This window comes from Serratia sp. CY74737 (assembly GCF_052166775.1).
GTDB lineage: Bacteria > Pseudomonadota > Gammaproteobacteria > Enterobacterales > Enterobacteriaceae > Serratia > Serratia ureilytica.
Map to the genome: position 1 here is coordinate 1 of NZ_JBJNOF010000022.1, position 19,999 is coordinate 19,999.

Sequence of the window (19,999 nt, forward strand, 5' to 3'; positions counted from 1 at the left end):
CAGCTCAATCAGCACCCGCATATCCACGTCTCCGTCACACGCGGCGGCCTCGACATCAAACACGGCACCTGGCGGCAGCTGTTCTTTAAAAAGAAAGAGGTCGAGCAAATCTGGCGCAATGCCGTGGTTTACCTGCTGCGCGACAACTACGCGCAAATCAACCCTGGAGGCCTGCCGGGCCTCGGTCATATCCGTAATGAAGATCGGTGGCACCGTTATCTGCATGCGCAATATCGCCGCGCCTGGAAAGTGCATTTTGCCAAAAAGACGCGCGGTGCCTGGCGCAGCGTCAAATACCTCGGCCGGTACCTGAAGCGCCCGCCGGTGGCCGCTTCTCAGCTGCGCCACTACCGCGGCGGTGCCGTGGTGCATCCGTATTACGACCACCGCACACAGCAACACAAACGCCAGAAAATCAGCCAGGAAGAGATGCTGCAGCGGTACGTCAGCCATATTCCGGCGCGGCATTTTAAAATGGTGCGCTACTACGGCTTTCTGGCCAACCGCAAGCGCGGTTCGCTGCTGCCGAAGGTCTACGACGCGCTGGCGATGACGGTACGGGAAAAACCGAAGCAACCCGGATTTGCAGTGCTGATGAAAGGCTTCCTGGGTACCGATCCGTACCAGTGCATCCTGTGCAAGGGCCGGTTGCGTTTTACCGGTGCCGTGGCGGGCGAGCACGCCACCAAACTGCTCTCTGACCGGCTGCAGCGGATGGCGAAAAAACGATGGCTTCAGACCCCTTATCTGGATGAGTGCGCCTGAAAAATAGGTTTTAGCTTAAAAAAACAGCAAAACTTGCATTTTCCCGCATTACTCTGCGACAGGCCGCACCATATGAGGTTCTTCCTTGCCACGGTTCATGGTTAGGAAACCCAATAAGGGTCGATTGAGTTTCCTAACCATCAAGAAGATAAACTGGGTGCACTGGGCATTGGTGACCAATGCGGTTGTGCTGTGGAACACGCTTTACATGCAGGAGGCGCTGTCACATCTTCGCCAGTCGGACGAAATACCTGAGGAGGAACAGCTGACAAGGTTATCCCCGCTGATAAATGGCCATGTAAATATGTTGGATCATTATACATTTTCGTTATCGGAGGACATTTTGAACGGGGAGTTTCCCAACCATGAACAGTGGGTTAAATCAAGTATTATTGTTTTGAAAAATTCGACAACATCAGCTCTAATCAATTCTTCAATATTTTTCTCTTTACTTCCCATCATCCAGCCGCCCTCGTGTCTCCGGTCAAGAGATAAGAAAATAATTAAAAATCCTAATAACACACTATAACCGTTAAGAATATATCATGTCAAAATAAACGGCAAGTTATTGTTTTTGAATGGATTAATTTTTTTATCTATTTTTTTTACATTTGTTTTTTATAAGTATATCTGTATTATAATTGAAGGTGTTAGTGCATTTTGGCGTGCACACTCGGTACTATGCTGCAAAGATGAAGCCTTCCGTTACATCGGATGCCACTGCTATGGAGGGAGATTCTAGGAAGCCGTTAATCAGCACCGCAATTTTACAGCTATGGCAAACGGGGATAGGTAAAGTTCGGTGAAGTGCTACAGGCAAGCATGGCTTCGGTGATGAATAGCTCGAATTGAAGAGGGTATAGGAATGTTTGTTGTAATAGCGGCTATGAGCCAGCTAACGCCGCGAACTATGACCATTAACTGACGTTGATTTTAGCAGCGTTGCCGTGTTCGCTCTATGCAGGGGGATAAGTTAATTTTGATCAATTAGTAATGCCAGGCTACTTGTTAGCCTTATAATGCTAAGTTAAAAATTTATATGGCCTGTATTTAAACCATGAAGATACAATTAATTAGGCGTGTAATAATTCACATCTTTACATAAAGTTAAATCAAATTTAACCATAGGTACACTTATGAATACAGTTAATTTAAAACTAACCGAGCGGGAGCGAGACATTTTGATATATCTTTCTTTTGGTATGGATTCATCTGACATCGGCAGATTTCTTGGCATTCATCGAAAAACAGTTAGCTATTACAAAAAAAAAATAATGAAAGATCTGGGATTTAGAAATACAGCGTCACTTCTAACGTGGCTTAGAACTGAAAGGGCAAAGGAGTTGATATGCTGTAGATGAATAATGAGGCTGAGTCCTAGTGGAGCTAAATATGGACGTCAGCGGTCAGCAACAAAATTAATCCTGCTGAGTGCACAGAATTGATGTGCTCCTGAGAGCCACCATTTTCAGATGTTAGCTTGCCCTCATCAAGATAATCCTCGATATGGCGCAGAACAGTGGTCTCATGAATCAAATGGGACGGCGCAATCATGGATATAGACCAACCCAGAGCCGAAAGGATCACACAGCGAATTCTGTCGCAGACACGGCGATCACGACTTTGTCGGTGCCAGCCCTCAAGGGCTGCAATCTGTTCGGGTGGAATCGGATGTTCATGTGTTGAGCATGATCCCCTGCCGGCATGAAATCTAGCAGTTTCAATGATTACCGGTACAGCATTGAATGGTGGTCAAGAAATATTAATCTGTCGAAAAGAAACGTGCTACATATCTTTTATTAAGGTTTTCACCCTGTGCTAAAGTTGATCCAAAACTGGTTACACATGAATAAGATTCCATTACCCGATAGTGTTAGTGCCCCTTCAGTATTCCAGTTGATCTTCCTGACAGTGACATATGATTATGGGAAAGATATGGCGATTTTGTCCACTTTTAGGTTGGGATGCGTTAATCTTTATCGTCAATAAAATTAAGTAGATCAACCGTTTTATTGATACACCCTAATTTAATTATTTCCAGGGTCAGCCCGGAAGATCATTCCTCCCATTTTGGTGTTCGCGAATCATCAATAATATGATTTTTTTTGTTCTTTAATAATTCAGCCGCATCAAGTAAAATTCCCATGTACTGTAGGTCTTTGGTCCGAAAAGCAAAATATCGTAATTGTTTTGCAATTGAAAGGTTGTTAATAGTAACTCCAGAAAAAACCAAGTCAAGAACAGTTCTTCCAATAGCCGTTGATAACTCAGACAATCTATCTTGATCTAATTTCATCTCCCCCCCTCTAAACTAGACAGTGAATATATTTCTGTTTCCTACTTCGATTGAGTGCAAGATTTTGAAAGGGAGTTGGCCTTCCTGTCAGTTCCTCCACTCTGAGATAGTTCCCCTGTTCCAATCACAGCAAAGCGTTTTCTCCTTTTAGGGGGGTAATATATCACGTTCTACGCGGAGCGTTCCTGATATTCAGTTCATTCATCATCTTAGATCAATTAAACCGCACTGTTAGGATAAATGTATAGAACGTAGCGCCCCTACGGGGCGAGCACGGCAGCGCTGCTGCCTCAACCGTCTTTAAGCCTCAGCCTCACCTCAACGCCGGTGCCGTTTGACAGACCGCCCGCGAGGTGGCGCATGCCCCCGCTGCGTTGACTCCCGCATAAAATGAGCACACCTGTGGCGTGAGCCGGCTGGCGCCGACGCCCTTTTCCTGTTCCCTGCCGCCCTGTAAACTCTGCACCATGTACATTCCCCGCCCCGCAAAGCTGCTGTTCCAACATGATGATGGCTGGAGCCGCTATCTCGACAAACACGGCCACACCCTCAGCGACTGGACCAAACTCGCCGTCGAACGTATGCTCGCCTGTGGCACCTGCGCCATGGGCGTGCGCCGTTACTGCTGCGCCTCACCGGACTGCGCCCATGCCCGCTTCTTCCAGAGCTGCAAGTCAAAAGCCTGTAGCAGCTGTGGCCTCAAGGCCACCGAGCAGTGGATCGCCGAACAGCAGCACATCCTGCCCGACTGTGACTGGCAGCACATTACGTTTACCATGCCTCACCTGCTGTGGCCGTTCTTCAACAACAACTGGCCCCTGCTCAATGACCTGTTCCGCTGCGCCACCCGCGCCATGCTCCGCTGGACGCGCCAACAGGGGATCGAAGTCGGTATCTTCTGTGCGCTCCATACCTACGGCCGGCAGCTCAATCAGCACCCGCATATCCACGTCTCCGTCACCCGCGGTGGTCTTGACGTCAAACACAGCACCTGGCGGCAGCTGTTCTTCAAAAAGAAAGAGGTAGAATCCATCTGGCGCACCGCCGTGGTTTACCTGCTGCGCGACAACTATGCCCAAATCAACCCCGGCAGCCTGCCGGGTCTCGGCCATATCCGTAATGAAGATCGGTGGCACCGCTACCTGCATGCGCAATATCACCGTGCCTGGAAAGTACATTTTGCCAAAAAGACCCGCGGTGTCTGGCGTAGCGTGAAATACCTTGGCCGGTACCTGAAGCGCCCGCCGGTGGCCGCTTCTCAGCTTCGCCACTACCGCGGCGGTGCCGTGGTGCATCAGTATTACGACCACCGCACACAGCAGCACAAACGCCAGAAAATCAGCCAGGAGGAGATGCTGCAGCGTTACGTCAGCCATATTCCGGCGCGGCATTTTAAGATGGTGCGCTATTACGGTTTTTTGGCCAACCGCAAGCGGGGCTCGCTGCTGCCGAAGGTTTACGACGCGCTGGCGATGACGGTAAGGGAAAAACCGAAACGTCCCGGGTTCGCGGTGCTGATGAAAGGCTTCCTGGGCACCGATCCGTACCAGTGTATCCTCTGCAGAGGTCGGTTGCGTTTTGCCGGCGCCATGGCGGGCGAGCATGCCACCAAACTGCTCTCTGACAGGCTGCAACGGATGGCGAAAAAACGATGGCTTCAGGCACCGGCTCTGGATAAGTGCGCCTGAAAAACGGATTTTAGATGAAAAATACAGCAAAACAGGCATTTTTCCGCATGACCGTGCGACAGTCCGCACCATATGGGGTTCCTCCTTGCCGTTATTCATGGTTAGGAAACTCAAAAAGGTGCGATTGAGTTTCCTAACCATGAACAGGTTTTCCGTCCGGATCTGAAAGGGCGTCCTGTGGCCGTTCTTTCGAATAACGACGCTGCCCTGGTGGCAATCAACCGCGAGGGAAAAAACCTGGGGTTGAAACGAGGAATGCCATACTTCCAGGCAAAGGAAATCATTGAAAATCAAAATGTTACTATTTTTTCTAGCAATTTCGGCTTGTACGGTGACATGTCGATGCGATTCATGACTATTTTAGAATCACTAGCGCCCACAACAGCTTACAGTGTTGATGAGGCATTTTTACATGTATCTGGCATCGATGCAGTCGAGTCGTTCGAACATTTTGGCCATCGTGTTCGCGATACTGTGCTGCAGCAGACAGGCCTCACCTGCGGGATCGGTATTGCCCAAACTCTGACCCTTGCCAAACTAGCAAATTACGCCGCAAAAACCTGGCCGGCTACTGGTGGCGTCGTTGATCTGACAAACCGGGATAGACAACGACGGTTGATGGCGTTACTGCCGGTCAGCGAAATTTGGGGATGTGGGCGCCAGTTGACCAAAAAGCTGGATGCGATGGGGATCACGACTGCACTGCAGCTTGCCGACAGCAACCAGGCGTTGATACGCAGAACGTTCGGGGTTGTGCTCGAGCGCACCGTGCGTGAACTGAACGGTGTGCCGTGTATCTCGATCGATGCGCTGCCGGCAAAGCAGCAGATCATCGTCAGCCGGTCATTTGGCCAGCGCGTCACACAGCTGCAGGACATGCACCAGGCAGTGTGCCAGTATGCAGAGCGTGCGGCCGAAAAACTTCGCCGAGAGAAACAATATTGCCGACACATTTCAGTTTTTGTGCGAACCAGCCCCTTTGCGCCTCATGAACCGTATTACGCCAACAGCCACAGCGTCCAGCTCATGTTGGCCACGCAAGATACCCGCGACATCGTGGCCGCGGCATTGAAAGCCATCGAGTCCATCTGGCGCGATGGGTTTCGCTATCAAAAAGCGGGGATCATGCTGAACGATTTCTGCGACAAACCCGGCCAGATCGATCTCTTCGACGAACATCCACCGCGCGCCGATAGCGAAAAATTGATGAAAGCGGTCGATGGCATAAATCACTCCGGGTTGGGGAAAGTCTGGTTTGCCGGCCAAGGGATCAATAAAGTTTGGGCAATGCGCCGCGAACTGCTTTCCCCCTGCTACACGACACGACTCAGCGATATTCCCGTCGCCAGGCTGACGTAACCTTCTATATCACCGTTTTTCGATATCCAAACTGACCCCTAGTACGTCAGGGCCGGCCACTAGTTCAGAGCATACGTGAACGCCTTCGCCAGCTCCGAGTGTCGTGACAGGGTTTTCAGCTGTGGTTTAGCTTTTTGCTGACGTTCGGCAAGCCGTTGCTCCGCCGGCATTCCTCTTATATTGGCCCTCAAACCCCATAAACAAAACGTGGACGCTGCTTGATGATAGCGATTATCACTTTCATTGGAATGTGGCATCTGTGATGCTACCATCACAGAACGTCATATCACTTTGAAAAGGACAAGCAGGATGAAAACAAGAGCAGTGCTGGCAACTCTGGTTTTATGCAGCAGTTTTTATTCCATCGCTCAAACAGCCGACAACACAAGCGCTGAAATTCTCAACCGTCTGGATATGACCTCCTTTCACAACTCTCTGGGGCCGCGTCATTTGAAACAGGGCACAACATTAACTGAGTTAAAAAGCATCACAGTTTCCAGTGAGAAAGGAATGGCAACTGCAACTAATTCGGACAAGAGCTGGATTTACGCGTTGAAAGTGTTGGATGAAGACAAACAGAAAGAAACCTATACGGTTTGCTTTAACGACAAGGCGTTACCTGGCCCTCCGACTTACAACAACAGCCAGGAGCTGGTTGTGAAGAAAAGTTCCCAGGGAACTTACAAGGTTATACAGGTCATTGCCGAAAATTCAGCATGTGCATCGGCGCAGTGATCCAAATAAAATGCCTGGGAATTGGAAAGGCATAATTCCCAGGCGCCAGTTTATTTCAACTTACCGCTATTGATATCGGATTGGATCAATGCCGCTTCCGATTGCCTCCGCGTCGGATAGGCGTCTCCGAAGTTGTTGAGTTCATTAACCACATTGGCCCACTGCTTCTGCGTGACATAGCTCCAGAACGTGGGGGCCGCCTGCGCCAGGTTTTGACCATACTGATAGGCAACGCTGACGATCGCAGTACGCGTGTTGAGTGGTAATGCGCTAAACGGGCTGCCGGCCGCCGAGGAATAACGGCTGGCCATGCCGGCTGAGTATTGGTTGACATAAATATTGGAGATGTCCATCGCCTGTGATTCGGGCAATGACAGGGGAGACTGGTTCAACTTATCGACCGCGGATTGCCCTTTCAGTCCCAGGTATGGCGTTAAAATATCGACCAGATTTTGCGGCACGCCGTCATTCAGCATGGATTGAGCGGTACGCCCCCCAAGGTCAATACCCACGCCAATTGTCACGCCGGATTGGCCTAAAGCATTACCGGCCGCATCACGAGGAACATAGCCGGCCGCATGAAAACCCTCTTTCTCACGGATAAACTCCGTTTTGGCGATCCGGTTAGAGTTGGACAGGAATGAGGTCATCTGGTTGACGTCGCCGAAGGTGATGAACGTAGTGTCAGATAAGACCAGGATCATCGACCCCTGCTTCCAGACATCGCCCAGGCGATTAAGCTCGTTCAGGGCGTCACTGAAATTCTTGTACGTCAGTAACAGGCGTTTATCACCGCGCTCGATAGAGACGGTATCGTCGTAAGGGAGTTCGCCTGTCAACGGATCGATGGTACTTTGGTTACGTTTCGTGGCATCAAAGACATCATTATTGATAGCAAGAACCATGAAATCATCATGACCGGCGATATGAAACGGTACTGGGAAATTAAGCCCGCCGCCGGCGTTTCCGCCTGTGACAGGCACGCCATCAGGCGCTGAAGGGGACGTGGGTTTACCGATAACGACAATAGTATCACTCATAGTAAATTCCTCGTTGCGATTAAAAAAGCGCGCAGACAACTGTATGCACAACCAGTAAATTACCTTGTCGATATCGTTTCAGCGATTGAGCCGTGTTGTGCCATTGTTCACACAACAGCAGCGCGTTATGCGCGTTAGCGCATGAAGGCGACAGCTGGGCGGCAATAGAACACCATCAGGTCAGGGTCGCCGGTAACGCGGCGTAGCCGCCCAGACCTGATAGGAATTGCCTATCCAGCCCTTCGCCCTGCAAAGCCAGTTCTGCTAAACGCGATGTGTATCTTTGTGTGCGCCGTCGGAGTGGCCACGGCAAGGCGTAGTCGCCGCCGGGGCGTATCTCCGCGTTAGCGGGCCGTGAGGGCCGCTTACGGGCGTGTACGTTGAACTTGAAGCAACACTTCTGGCAGCGCCGAAATTGTTAGATACAACATCCATCATAAAAGCGACACTGTTCCGGCCCTTTGGGCCGGGGCGGGGCCGCTTTTCAGTGGTGGTCGGAGGATTGTGGTGCTGAGGTTGGTGAGTTCGGTTAGCTGAGAAATTTCGACGGTTCCTGCTTGGGTGCAGAGTCTTTTGCCTGCAGCTGTTGCTGCAGGAGGTACTTCAGGTTTTGCTGAGTGAGATTGGGATGTTAAGGGCGATGTTGTTTTTTGCCCGAGCGAAGTGAGGGAGGTACTCAGGGGCAACGGCGTAAGTCGATGCGCTGAGTTACTCCCTTTTTAAAGGGCTTAGTTTGTTCAGAAACAACCTTCGAAATTAAGCATATTGCTGAGTACCTTTTCGAAATTAATGCGGATTACGAAGTTAATGTCGAAGTTAAAGGGTTATTCCTCGTCGATCGCTATTGTCTGCGTCCCCGATCGACGTCGGCGGTCGCGAAAATCATGCCGGCATCTGCCGAAACAGGCCGGATCAATGGCCAACCAGGCATCCGCGGCGGGAAACAGGCAGCACAAAATCCCCGCAGGTCAGGCAGGGTAAGGCACGGTATGTTCGGGAAATTAGCCTGGAATGGCGCCGGCGCGCTCCAGCAGCAGCCGATAGAACGCCTCCGGATCGCTGTTCAGCAGTCCTGGCTGTTCACGTTTGAGCGTATTTTCCAGCTCCATGGCCTTCAGTGGCGAGCTGCCCATCGTCCACTGCACCCAGGCCTGATAAAAGCCGTTCTGCTTTTGACGCCGGGCGGCGGCCAGTTTTTTGATGCCGGCAGCGGTGTCATCCAGCAGCGTATCCAGCCGCTGCTCGTTCTGCTGCCGCCTGGCCAGTTCGTTGCCAATCACCTGCTCCGCGTTACGTTTGAGGTTTTGCAGCTCGGGACTCACCACCCAGCGCCGGATCTTTTTCAGCCGGTTTTTCAGCGAGTGCTTGCGCTCGATGTCGATCCCTAGATGCGCGATGCGCGCAAGGTGGCGCTCGTACTTTTGCCTGAGCGTTTCGGTCAGGCCGTTTTTAATCGCCCACAGCCGGTACTGATTCAGCCACTGGCGAATTTCGTCCACCTGGATGCCGCGACTGGTGAAGAAGTTCTCTGTCAACCAGATGCGCAGCGGCTTGTTCTGACCAGTGTCAGTATCCTGCCCGCGCGACACGATGAGGTAGTCCAGCTGCTCGAGCACCGACAGCGCATGCAGCGCCACGTCATACGCCTTGCGGCCGCTTTCGTAGACGTGCAGTACCCCCATGGCCTTGGCCACATCCTCGAACGGCAGCATGATCTCGAACGGGTAGTCGCTGTCCGGGTTGTAGTCGCAGTTGGCACCCAGCACAAGGGAAAGCACCGTCAGCGCCTCGCGGCTCTCCGAACGAGCAGCAATCCGCATCGGTTTGGGACGATAGTCCGGGTTGTTGCGTTGGGTATAAGGGATATAACCCTGCCGGCGCAGACCGATCAGGTCATCATTACGCCGCCAGTCGTGACTGCTCATGCGCGCCACCACTTTGCTCGCCATGCCCTTCGGCACCCGGCAGCACAGATTTGGGGTGTAACGACGATGAATTTTTTGTTGCCCACGCCGAAGCGCATTAGCTTCGCCACGCCGGGAGCTACGGGATTCATTGATATGGTGCTCAACATTCGCAAGTTGGCTATTCAAATAGCCCTTCGCTTATGTTGCGCCGAAGGAGTTGACCTTTAAAAGGCATAAAACTATACTCCCTGCATAGAGCAACGCTTCTATACAGTTTTAAGTGAGCCCCGTTAATCTTTCCCGTCCGCCAAGATAGAGAAGATTATCGGGGTTTTTGCTTTTCAGTGTTCCGATAACAGCCTCGGAACCCCTTCCCTGCCACCTTGCGGCGTGGCCAACCAAAAATTCTGCTAAACGATCAGTAATCTAGCACTCACGGCTACAACGATCAAGAATGTGATGTCGTTGCATTTCAAATGTGTCTTGTCGACTCCATTTCAATCAATCGCTCAATCATTTCGGCCTGTGTAATACCTTCTCGTTCACACATGCTTTGAAGTTGATGCTTGAGTGAGTCTCTAACAAAAACACGTACTTCTTTGTGTGTGCTTTTCTTCCGTTCCAGAGAGATCTGCTGCCGTTCAGCGGCGCTCAACGGACTCCCCTTACGATAGGAACGTTTCGTTCTCGATGAGGAAGTTACTACGCTTACGGCTTGTGTCATTTCAGCCTCCCCAAGGATCTAAAAAGGATCATTTAGCAGAGACTACTACAAAAACCTTGGCTTAGCAGCTTCAAAGCGATCTTTTCTGTCCAGAACATATGATATTGGCGGATATTGCCCTACATACTGAGATCTGCATCACCGATTTTTTTACCGTCTTAACGAACCAACCAGGCGAGCAACGCCAGCATCAACAAGTGACCTACATAGCCGTATAAGAAAAATCCTCGCGGCAATAGGCGCCGGTGATTGCCCTGGACACCAGGAACAGCCAGTGGGAACGACCCCATAATCAACAGTGTCGGTATCACAAGGCCGGCCAGCATCAGCGAGACAGGTAGATCGGCGTTGAGCATCAACACACTAAGGGGCCAGGAGATGATGGACAGGCCCCGTACCGGCCAAACAGTCGTTACATACCCCGGAAGAGAAACGCATAACCCATAACTGGCCAACAACACCAAAATGCCGGCAGTACCGTAAGTTCCGTCTGTAGCACCATATACATCCCACAAAAACAGCAGAACGCCACCGACCAACAACGGATTTGGCGAGCCTTTGCTTATTGGCCGTGAAGCCAACACTAATACTTGCGTTACCACCGCAAACAAGAACAAAATATTCGGATCGGTAAATGCCAGCCCGTCATGACGCATCACCAGCCAATAGCCCGGCTGCGCAACCACAGCCCATATCCACAGCCGAGTCGCCTGCGCCTGCCGGACAGGCCGCGACGCCAGGTTGTACCCCCACAGCAAGGCGAACAGCGGAAATGCTCCCCGCCCCAGCAGCAGCAGAACCGGCTCATTTAGCCCCAGCGCGCGGTTGGCGTGATCGACAACCATCAACACCAATGCCAAAAATTTCAGTACGTCCTGCTGCAGGGGGGTGAAGCGCACTACCTCGCGTACCTGCTGTAGTTTTCCGCTGTGCGGATCGAACATTGCCATCCGATTTCCTTTCTTAGTAAGTCGACTGCCAGTCCTGGCCCTGCGCCCAACGGGATTGCCAGTGAGCCAGGTACTGTTTGGCCACTTCCGGCATGTCGCGCAGCACCACCACATTTTCCGAGTTGGCGCGGTGTGCCGATCGGCTGAAATTAAAGCTTCCCGTTTCTGTCGTCACGCCATCCACGACGATCACCTTGTCGTGCAAAATTTTATAGCTGTTCACCGTCCTGACGTTCACGCCGGCGTTAGCCAGCAGGTTCAGTGCCGCCCGGCCGGCGCCGTTCTGGTTGGCCTTCGCATCGACCACCACCCCGACGACCACCCCACGCCGGTGCGCCGCAATCAGCGCCCGCGCCACCTCCGGCGAAGTAAAGGCGTACCCCATCAGGCGAATATCGCGCCGCGCTTCGCCGATAACGCTCAGTACCAGCTGCTGCGCCGTCCCTTCCGGCGAAAACCCCACCTGCACCGCCGGTGCCGCCAACAGAGGCGACGCCGGCAGCCAGCCGCTGAGCACCAGGGCGGCAACGCCAAACACGCGGGCGGGGAGTCGCCGCGTCTTATTCATGCTCATCCGCCCTGTTCAGCCGCGCCTTCAGGTGCTTCATGCCCATGTGGACCAACAGCGGCAACGGGACGAGCGCATTGCGCCAATACTGCGGCTGATCGCTCAGCACGTCCCACTGCACATATCCCCAGAGCGCCGCGGCCCCAGACAGCAAGACCGCTGCGTTTAACAAGACGCCCTGCGTCGTTGATACGTTTTGGGTTGTGTTCATCCGTTCTTCCTTTAGGTAATGCCGTGCGGGGCAGGGGCTTGTCGCTGTCTCGCGCGGCGTTGGACAAGCGCAGCGCGTCAGTCGCCGCCCAGGGTTTTCTCTTTGTTCAGTTCCCGCTCCGCATGGGTATCCCGCACCAGGTTCTGTTCATCCTGCTGCAGCCGGCTGCGGGTCGATACCGGCTCGCGCGCCACCTGGCGGACAGCGGCATCGACCCGCTGTGCCACATCCTGCCCCATCACCTCCCGCATGATCGCCTCCGGCAGACGGTCTTTCACGTCCTCGGCGCGCAGTTCGCCGCGCGCAAGCAACGCACGCAACTGTTCGTCGTTAAGCCCGCCCAGCCGCTGCGGGTCAGGGGCGTTCGGTTCACGGCCCAGTTTGTCGGCCTGCGTCTGCAGTTCACGCTGCAGGCGTTCTTCCGAACTCTCCGGCAATTTAATGACACTGTCGGACGCGCCGCTCTCCCGCGCAGTGGCCTTGAGCGTCTCGTCGTTCACCCACACCCTGCCGCCAGTCATCGCCTGGGGGTTGAACGGCACGTCGTCACCCTGCAGGCGTACCACCACGCCACTGTCGGGATAGCGTGCCGCCAGCCGGATACCGTCCTGCATCGTCCCGGCCAGTCTGGTCTCGTTGTTGCGGCTCCCCTGCAGCGCCACGAACTGCGCGCTGTCACTGCCGAACACTCGCCCCTGCGTCGGCAGTCCCCCGACGCTTTTCCCCTGGGTGTCCGCCAGCGGCGTCAGCCAGGCGCCGGCCGGTTTGCCGTTGGCGTCATACATCGGCAGCATGGCGTGCGGTTGGGGATATTTCTTGCCCGGCGACACATAGTGCGCCAGCGTGTCGCCGGTAAGTTGGCTACCGCGCAGCACCGCACGTCCCAGCGCGTTATCGGATAAAGAGACCGCTTTGCCGTAGAGGTCGGCGGCCGCTTTCTGGCTGCCCGGCGCCATCCCCAGTACCGCATCATGAGCCGTGGTGCGCGCCTTCGCCTTGCCGATGGCGTTCAGCCACCCGGCTTCGTTGTCGGTGTACACCTGCACGTGCTCCTTGGCGCGCGACAGCGCCACATAGGCCGATGCCCGGTTGACCAGCGGCTCACGCCCGCCTTCCACCCCCTCGAGCGTGATGGCAAAACGTTCGCTGGCCCCCTGTGCACCGTGGGCGGTGATGGCATAGGCCAAATCGACGTGCCGGTCTTGTTGCTGCTCGCGGGGATTGACGGTACGGGTCTGTTGTCCATCGGAGAGCGTGACCACGTCACCTTTTATCGCCTCGACCGTCCAGGTGCTGTTGGCCACATGCCCGCGTTCGACGTCCGATTTCGAGAAGCGCATACGGTCGCCCACACTTACCTCGATGGTGCGCGGGTTGTACAATGTGACGCCTTCGCGCACCGCACTGGCCGGGGAAAACTGCCGGGTATTGCCCTCGTTGTCCTGCAGGCTGACGGTACGGGACTGACTGTCGATGTCGGCCATCCGGTAGTAGGTGTTATCCAGCAGGACGACGGCGTCCCGGTTACGCGCCCAGGTGTCCAGCTTGCGCAGCTCGCCGTCGCGAATATTGGCGGTTTCCAGGATAGGTAGACTGACGGACTCACCCTTCAGCTCCCCGGCCGCTTTACGCTCGCCGTGAATGCTGGCATTGATGATGTGCCGATCGGCATTGAGGTGGGTGATAATCAACGTATCCTGCCGGGCCGCCTCGGTACGCCCCAGGTAATCGCTGACAATCGCATCATGAATATCTGGAATATCTACTGCAAGTTCCATCACCGACTTTGCCGGCACCCAGGCATTGGCTTGTCGAGGGACGTTGGCCGGCGCCACGGAACGCACCACGTCCAACGCGCCGGGCACATCGTTATCAATCATCTTGTACACCGCCGGCTTCAGCTCGGGGGTCTGGCGCACAATCTCTTTCATGACCGCCATATCGATGGCGCTGCGTCCCTGCGCCAGCCGGAACGGCGCGCCCGGTGCAATCGCCTCCAGCTGGGCGTCGTCACCGCTCATCACCGCGCGGCCGTTGCCCTCGGAAATCAACGCGTAGGCGCGCGCCATGTCGCTGTTGCCCACCATCGAACTCTCATCCACCACAAACAGCGTGTTGCGGTAGTCCGGTTTCTCGCCGCCGGCGACCTTCAGCCCCTCATCGTGCAGGAACGATGCCAGGGTTTGGGCATCGACGCCGGCCGCCTGCATTTCACCCACCGCGCGGTGCGTCGGCGCCAGCCCGACCACGCGGGGCCGCTCGCTTTCAGGTAGCTGTGCTATCCCTTCCAGCACCGCCTTGAACTGGGTGGTTTTCCCCACGCCCGCATAGCCCTGGATGGCTACAAACCTGTCGGTCGTACCGAGAATGAGGTCAACACTCTCTTTCTGCCCCTGCGTGAGCGACCTTTGACTTGATGCCAGTTGATTTCTCGCCGATTCACTCATCAGCGCCGGCATACTGTCTTTGCCGTCGGCAATCAGCCGGATAATGCTTTTTTCCGCCTCGAAGCTGGCGCGCGAGACCAGCAAATCCGCCCCGACGCCGGGCGCGACATCCACTTTCAGCAGCTCCCCGCGTTTGACCTGCGCCTCGATTTCCGTCTGGATGGCCTCCATCGATACGCCTTCGGCCGCAAAACCGAGACTGCCGGCCAGCAGTTTGGCCTGGCCAAACGCAACGCTATCCCCTTCCAGCGTCGGAATGGCCAAATGGATGGCCTGCTGTGCCGGGGTAAACAGTGATGATTTTTGCCCGGCGATCGCGGCATCAAGCCCCTCCTCACCGGCCAGTTGTTTGACCTGCTCGCCTGAAAGACGGTACGCCGGATGCTGGGCCACTTTCTCCTGCGTCTTGCGCGCATCAAGCGCTGAATACAGGGTGATGTGCCCGCCGCTGCGTGCAATGCCACTCAGCGTGGCGCTGTTAAGCTCGTTTTTCTTCACTGCGGCATAGACCGCCGCCGTACTGCTCACCGATGCGCCGAGGCTTTCCACATACGCCGGCGCCACCTTGACGGCGCTGAAGACGTCGCTGCCGACCGCAAGCGCTCGGTCCGCCGGCTTCTGCGTCGCATCCGGCTCGCCGGCCACGCGCACCTGCAGCTCGCCGGCGCCGGCACGAACAACCGTCAGCGCCGTGCCGGCCTTCAGTGCATCCTTTCCCCGTCCTTCCTGGCCTAATACCTGCAGGCGTTCGCCGTCGGCAACACCCATCGTGCCGGCCCGGAACAACGACCAGTCCTTGTCCACGGCTTTGACGGCAAGCGTGTGCTTTTCACCCTCGGCGTTACGCAACACCAGGTTGCGCGTTTGCGAACCGACCCGGTCGATAACGAACCGCTCGCGCTTCCGGCTCTCCGCATCCCAGCGCTCCATCACCATGCCTTCCCGGTAGGTATCGATGGCGCCCCGATTTTTGCTGTCCAGCCATACCGGTGTCAGCGTCGTCACGGTGGTCTCTTCCCGTCCCAGCAGCCCGGTATCTTTCAGCTCGTCGCGTATCATGGCCGTCAACATCCGCTGGTCGGCCGGGCCGTTTACCTGCGCGACCGCCGACCGGTCTTCAACCAATGCCTGCACCACCCCTTTGGCCAGCTGGCCGAAGCGTTGCGCCTTGTCCGGCTCGCTCACCACCTCTGCCACCGCCGCCTGGCGGCCACTGAACTGATAGCGCGGGATACCGGCCTCTTTCATGACGGCAAGGGCATTGCCCGTCCCCTTGCGCTTTTCGGTATCCATCAGCACCAGCTGCACGTTGTTACGCACCGCGCCATTCAGCAGCGCTACGGTCTCCTTGAGCGTCAGTTTCTCCGCCTGATCAACGACCAGCGTGCTGTTCGGCGCAAACAGCGCCTCGGTGCCGAGCGCGGCGCGCGTCACCACGCGGCCTTCATCAAGATGGACGCTTTGCTGCAGATACTGCTGTGACTGCCGGTCAACGGTCAGCACGGTGGCGTCGCGGCCCTGCTCGCGTGCCAGCTCCACCACTTCTGCCACGCGGGAACGGTTCACCGATGCGCCACCAATGCCCGACAACACCGCCATCGCCGGCGCATGTTGCGCCAGCAGCTGCACGGCATCGCTGTAGGCCGGGTGGCTTCCGGTGCGCGGGTCAGACTTTGGCGCACCAATCACCACCGCGCTCTCGTCAAGGTGCGTGCGGCTCAGCTGCGCCACGCTCAGCTCATCGAGCAGATGGATATCGGAGGTAAAGACGCCTTTCTCCTTGTCGAGCGGAATAAGCTGCTCGCGTTCGATGGCGCGGTCGATGCCGTCACGCACCGCGTCCAGCATGCCCGGCTCCCCGGAGAGATAGCTGATGGCCTTGTTGGCCACCTGGTTGTGCGTGAAGTTGACCTGCCGGTCAGACAGCGCCGAGATGGCTTGTCCCACCGCCTGGTCGACAAGCGCGTCCCCCCCCGCTTCCAGCGGCGTCGGGGACGGCGTCACCATCGTGCGAGACTGCGCCACCGCCAGATAGGCTTTGGCATCAAAGCCGGCGGATTTCATTTCCTGCAGCCACTCGACCGCCAGGGCAGCCGGATCGCTGGCGACCTTGGCCTTGCGGGTGTCGAGGGTTGCCATATCCCGTGATTTGAGTGAGGCATCTGGGCCGGCGGCAGCGTCGATGGCGTGGTTGCGTTTGGAAAACACGTCAATTACGTTCTCCATACCTTTAAACTCCCACATGCCGTGCGGCCCGACGTTCTCGGTTTGATACCCCATCGCTTCCGCATCCTGACGCAGCACATGGCGGTAAATCTGCCCGAAAGCCACCTGATTGGCATAGACGCTCTCAATAAACCCGGCCTTACCGACCGTATCGGAGGACAGCGTCTGCCACTTGCCGTCATGCTGCGTGACGTTGGCCACCACCGCATGGGTGTGCATCTGTGGGTCAAGGTCGCGTGAGGTATCGTGGTTGAACAGCGCCACCACCAGGTTGCCGGTCAGTTTGGTCTCTGAGACGCCATCAGTCATGCTGCGGGTCGAGGCCAGCTTCTCCACCTCCCGTACCGCAACCTCCACCGCGTGGTTATGCGCGGCGATAAGGCGTTTGTCTCCGCCCAACATCGCCATGATGGAGACACTTTTGGGTGCCGAGAATGTCAGGTCATAGCCGGGGCGGTGTTTATTCTCGCCACCGACCATGCGGGTCAGGTCACTGCCGTCCGGTAACTTGCCTTCCAGCACGGCCACGAAATCTTTGACGTCCACCTTGCCAGTTAAACCCAACGCTTCTGCGCCCTGCCCCACCCAGCGTTCGTCCATGCTGCCCAGCACGTAGTAGTTGTCCTGATGGGTGTAGTAGTCGCCGGCTTTACCGGCGGGACCGACCTGGCCAATGCTCATCATCAGAATTCATCTCCCGGTTCGCTGTCCCCATGATGAACTTCAGCCAGCTCGCGCCGATGCCTATCGATAGTGATATTGGTCTCTTCCCGGCGCTGCATGGCTTGCTGCCCCATTGGCTGCTGCTGCGCCTGCCAGGCTTCATATTGCGCAATGTCCACCACTTCGCCGTCGCCACTGATACCGGGGGGCAGCTCCTCCCGTTCTGCATCATCATCACCGGGTGCCGGTTTCTGTTTCAGTTCCGCCTCCTGCCCCCCTGTCGCGGTGGCAGCAGCTGACACGTCTGGCACGTCACTGGCGGGGTTCTCTGTCGGGACCGTACTCACGGCAGAGACAGGGGCATCAGCAGTTTCGCGCGCACTGGCCGCCGGCAGGATGGGGGTAGCAGCGAACAAGGCATCCAAATTGCCGGTCTCGGCTTCCCGCATTTCGATCGCCGATACAAGCCGCCCATCGGCAGCGGCATCCATCTTGCGAGGCTCATAGGGGTGCGCGACCTGCCTGACTTTTTTGTACACCATCTGCAGCCTGACGGCCGGGTACGGCCCCGGCAGCGTCACATAGCAGCACAAATCAGGCAGCGTCTGGATGTCGCTGTAGCTCACCAGCTGCATGCGCTCCAAATCCTTACCGACGGACACCCCGTCCCTGACGGGGTCGGCCCCGTAGGAAAACTGCTCGGAGGCCTTGCGATACTCTTTTTCACCGACTTCGCCGGCGGCGAACTCGGCCCCCACGCGATCCGGTACGCTGAAAAGGAAACGGGTGCGCAGCACCCCGAACAGGGTGGCCGCCGCCTTGACGCCATAAATATCTTCAAGCTGAGAGTAGGTCTGGAATCCCAATACAAAGCATCCGCCGAACTTGCGCGCTTCCGGCACGATGGACACCAGATCAGGCAGCTTGTGCAGGGTGGGTAATTCATCGGCAAAAATCCAGACGCGGCGGTCCGGGTTCTCGCCCATCGACAACAAGCTGTGTGAGGCGATAGAGAGCCACATGGAGATCAGCGGTTTGAGCGCCTTGTGGCTGGCTGAATCGGAGGTCAGGAACAACCAGCCGTTTTTGCCGTTGTCCTTCACGCCGCGCATCCAGTCACGGATGGTGAACGGTGCACCCAGTTTCTCCACGCCCTGCATGTAACGTAGCGCTTTCGCGTAGTTGGTCAGCACGCTGCGAATAGAGATGGCGGTCTTCTCGATTTTGCCATCCACCAGGTTGGCCGCCGGTGTGCCCTCGAGATAAGCACGCAGCCGCGGCAGATCGATGGACAGCAGCGTATTGAGCAACTTGGCGTAGCTGCGGTCTTCGTCATTGCGCATGCGGTAGGCCGCTTCCACAAAGATGGTTCGGGCCGACCCCTGCCAGAACGGATCTTCGTTGCTGCCCATGGGGATAAGGATATCGGCGACGTTCTCAAAATCCGGCAGTGTCAGACATTCCGACCATAAATCCCAGGCAATGCAGCGCGCATCCTGCGGGTTGAGGATTTTATCGTGCTGCGGATCGTAGTAGTCTTTGACAAAATCACAGGACTTGTCGTAGACAATAACCATGTCACCGCGTTTGCGGGCATAGTCCATCACCTTGCGATACAGCCGTGACTTCCCCGTACCGACGCTGCCCATGGCGCAGAAGTTTTTGACCTCGCTGTTTTTTAGCAGCGGCAGCCCATCAATAATGATATCGGACGCCATACCATCGCGTTTGAGCATGTTGGCCACCACCGCAGGATTATCGGTGAGTGTTCGCCCGCCGGTGACTTCGTCCTGGCTTTGCTGCTTGCCCTGACGTCCCAACACCCAAATGGTGACGATACCGCCCACCACACAAGCCGCCACGCCCACGCCGGCGGCAAACACAGCCTCACGCCAGACCAGCTGCCCGCAATACACGACATAGCGATCGGCCAACACCTGGCTCGCGGTGTAGACCAGCTGCTTGCCGTAGTAGTCGAGATGATATACCGACTCGGAGGGCGTAATGCTGGGCCAGCTGTCGAGCATCCGTACCCACCAGTAAATCAGGCCATTGGTGAGGTTTTGCATCGAAATACGCCACAGCAGGACGTTGACCGCCACGATAAGAAAGGCGATGAACAGGCCGTAAAAGATCAGGTTACCAATCTGGGCAAACATCCGCAGACGCATAAAGGCGATCTGCCCGCCCTGCGTCATGTCCTTGGCGTTAAAGCTCATCAACGCCTCCCTTCGCCGCGTCCAGAATGCAGGCCTCCCGCTCGCTGTAGGTCAACCGACTGAGCGCCAGCAGGGCGCCACGCATCACATGCGAGGGGTTGTAGAAGGGATTCTCAGCCACCATGCGCTGCAGACGCCCCAATGCGCCGTCATCCAGCCGCAGGGTGGTGGCATGGTTCTTGTTGTGCGCTTTAGCCACCG

15 protein-coding genes and 2 pseudogenes are annotated in these 19,999 nt (G+C 55.9%); 6 read left to right on the forward strand and 11 right to left on the reverse strand.

The features are described from left to right. The 3 genes and pseudogenes from ACJ8PE_RS23840 to ACJ8PE_RS23850 form a co-directional block, all read left to right on the forward strand. Positions 1 to 765 (forward strand): IS91 family transposase (locus ACJ8PE_RS23840; protein ID WP_442536894.1); only part of this gene is annotated, 765 nt, incomplete at its 5' end. A 141-nt stretch (positions 766 to 906) separates the two neighbouring features. Continuing rightward, positions 907 to 1,120, forward strand: a pseudogene (locus tag ACJ8PE_RS23845) (Tn3 family transposase); the annotation flags it as partial. A 781-nt stretch (positions 1,121 to 1,901) separates the two neighbouring features. Further along, positions 1,902 to 2,126 carry a helix-turn-helix domain-containing protein gene (locus tag ACJ8PE_RS23850; protein WP_442536895.1) on the forward strand — a complete coding sequence of 75 codons (225 nt, stop codon included), beginning with the start codon at positions 1,902 to 1,904 and terminating at the stop codon, positions 2,124 to 2,126. 695 nt (positions 2,127 to 2,821) lie between these two features. On the opposite strand, the gene ACJ8PE_RS23855 is transcribed toward ACJ8PE_RS23850, so the two are convergent. Beyond that, complete coding sequence (locus tag ACJ8PE_RS23855) at positions 2,822 to 3,061, reverse strand: hypothetical protein (protein WP_442536896.1); 240 nt, start codon at positions 3,059 to 3,061, stop codon at positions 2,822 to 2,824. A gap of 467 nt (positions 3,062 to 3,528) precedes the next feature. On the opposite strand from ACJ8PE_RS23855, the gene ACJ8PE_RS23860 reads away from it, so the two are divergent. Together ACJ8PE_RS23860 and umuC are read left to right on the forward strand one after the other, a co-directional pair. Then, positions 3,529 to 4,749, forward strand: a complete 1,221-nt coding sequence (locus ACJ8PE_RS23860) for an IS91 family transposase (RefSeq protein ID WP_442536897.1) — start codon at positions 3,529 to 3,531, stop codon at positions 4,747 to 4,749. 123 nt (positions 4,750 to 4,872) lie between these two features. Further along, positions 4,873 to 6,108, forward strand: coding sequence for a translesion error-prone DNA polymerase V subunit UmuC (gene umuC / locus ACJ8PE_RS23865; RefSeq protein ID WP_442536937.1), 1,236 nt, complete (start codon positions 4,873 to 4,875; stop codon positions 6,106 to 6,108). A gap of 62 nt (positions 6,109 to 6,170) precedes the next feature. On the opposite strand, the pseudogene ACJ8PE_RS23870 reads toward umuC, so the two are convergent. Then, positions 6,171 to 6,308 (reverse strand): annotated as a pseudogene (locus ACJ8PE_RS23870) (hypothetical protein); the annotation flags it as partial. A 109-nt stretch (positions 6,309 to 6,417) separates the two neighbouring features. On the opposite strand from ACJ8PE_RS23870, the gene ACJ8PE_RS23875 reads away from it, so the two are divergent. Next, a complete protein-coding gene (locus ACJ8PE_RS23875) occupies positions 6,418 to 6,843 on the forward strand; it encodes a hypothetical protein (RefSeq protein WP_019456410.1) in 426 nt (141 codons plus the stop codon). A 50-nt stretch (positions 6,844 to 6,893) separates the two neighbouring features. Here the strand turns inward: ACJ8PE_RS23875 and ACJ8PE_RS23880 are convergent, their stop codons facing one another. From ACJ8PE_RS23880 to ACJ8PE_RS23920, 9 genes are all read right to left on the reverse strand, one after another. Continuing rightward, complete coding sequence (locus tag ACJ8PE_RS23880; RefSeq protein WP_208061515.1) at positions 6,894 to 7,883, reverse strand: pesticin C-terminus-like muramidase; 990 nt, start codon at positions 7,881 to 7,883, stop codon at positions 6,894 to 6,896. Between the two features lie 1,001 nt (positions 7,884 to 8,884). Continuing rightward, entirely contained in the window at positions 8,885 to 9,832 is a 948-nt protein-coding gene (locus ACJ8PE_RS23885) for a Replication protein (protein ID WP_442536898.1), read from the reverse strand. A 430-nt stretch (positions 9,833 to 10,262) separates the two neighbouring features. After that, positions 10,263 to 10,514: a replication regulatory protein RepA gene (gene repA, locus ACJ8PE_RS23890; RefSeq protein WP_160126138.1), complete on the reverse strand. Its 252-nt coding sequence runs from the start codon at positions 10,512 to 10,514 to the stop codon at positions 10,263 to 10,265. 158 nt (positions 10,515 to 10,672) lie between these two features. Next, on the reverse strand, positions 10,673 to 11,464 hold the full coding sequence (locus ACJ8PE_RS23895) for a TraX family protein (RefSeq protein WP_442536899.1): 792 nt from the start codon (positions 11,462 to 11,464) through the stop codon (positions 10,673 to 10,675). Positions 11,465 to 11,477: 13 nt separating this feature from the next. Next, complete coding sequence (locus tag ACJ8PE_RS23900) at positions 11,478 to 12,032, reverse strand: phospholipase D family protein (RefSeq protein WP_442536900.1); 555 nt, start codon at positions 12,030 to 12,032, stop codon at positions 11,478 to 11,480. Next, on the reverse strand, positions 12,025 to 12,243 hold the full coding sequence (locus tag ACJ8PE_RS23905) for a hypothetical protein (protein WP_442536901.1): 219 nt from the start codon (positions 12,241 to 12,243) through the stop codon (positions 12,025 to 12,027). Before ACJ8PE_RS23905 ends, ACJ8PE_RS23900 begins: the two co-directional genes overlap by 8 nt. 77 nt (positions 12,244 to 12,320) lie before the next feature. Then, positions 12,321 to 17,600, reverse strand: coding sequence for a conjugative transfer relaxase/helicase TraI (traI, locus tag ACJ8PE_RS23910; protein ID WP_442536902.1), 5,280 nt, complete (start codon positions 17,598 to 17,600; stop codon positions 12,321 to 12,323). Then, positions 17,600 to 19,798: a type IV conjugative transfer system coupling protein TraD gene (traD, locus tag ACJ8PE_RS23915; RefSeq protein ID WP_442536903.1), complete on the reverse strand. Its 2,199-nt coding sequence runs from the start codon at positions 19,796 to 19,798 to the stop codon at positions 17,600 to 17,602. Before traD ends, traI begins: the two co-directional genes overlap by 1 nt. After that, complete coding sequence (locus ACJ8PE_RS23920) at positions 19,788 to 19,997, reverse strand: hypothetical protein (RefSeq protein WP_055313819.1); 210 nt, start codon at positions 19,995 to 19,997, stop codon at positions 19,788 to 19,790. The genes traD and ACJ8PE_RS23920 overlap by 11 nt, the downstream gene beginning before the upstream one ends. Positions 19,998 to 19,999: the final 2 nt, after the last annotated feature.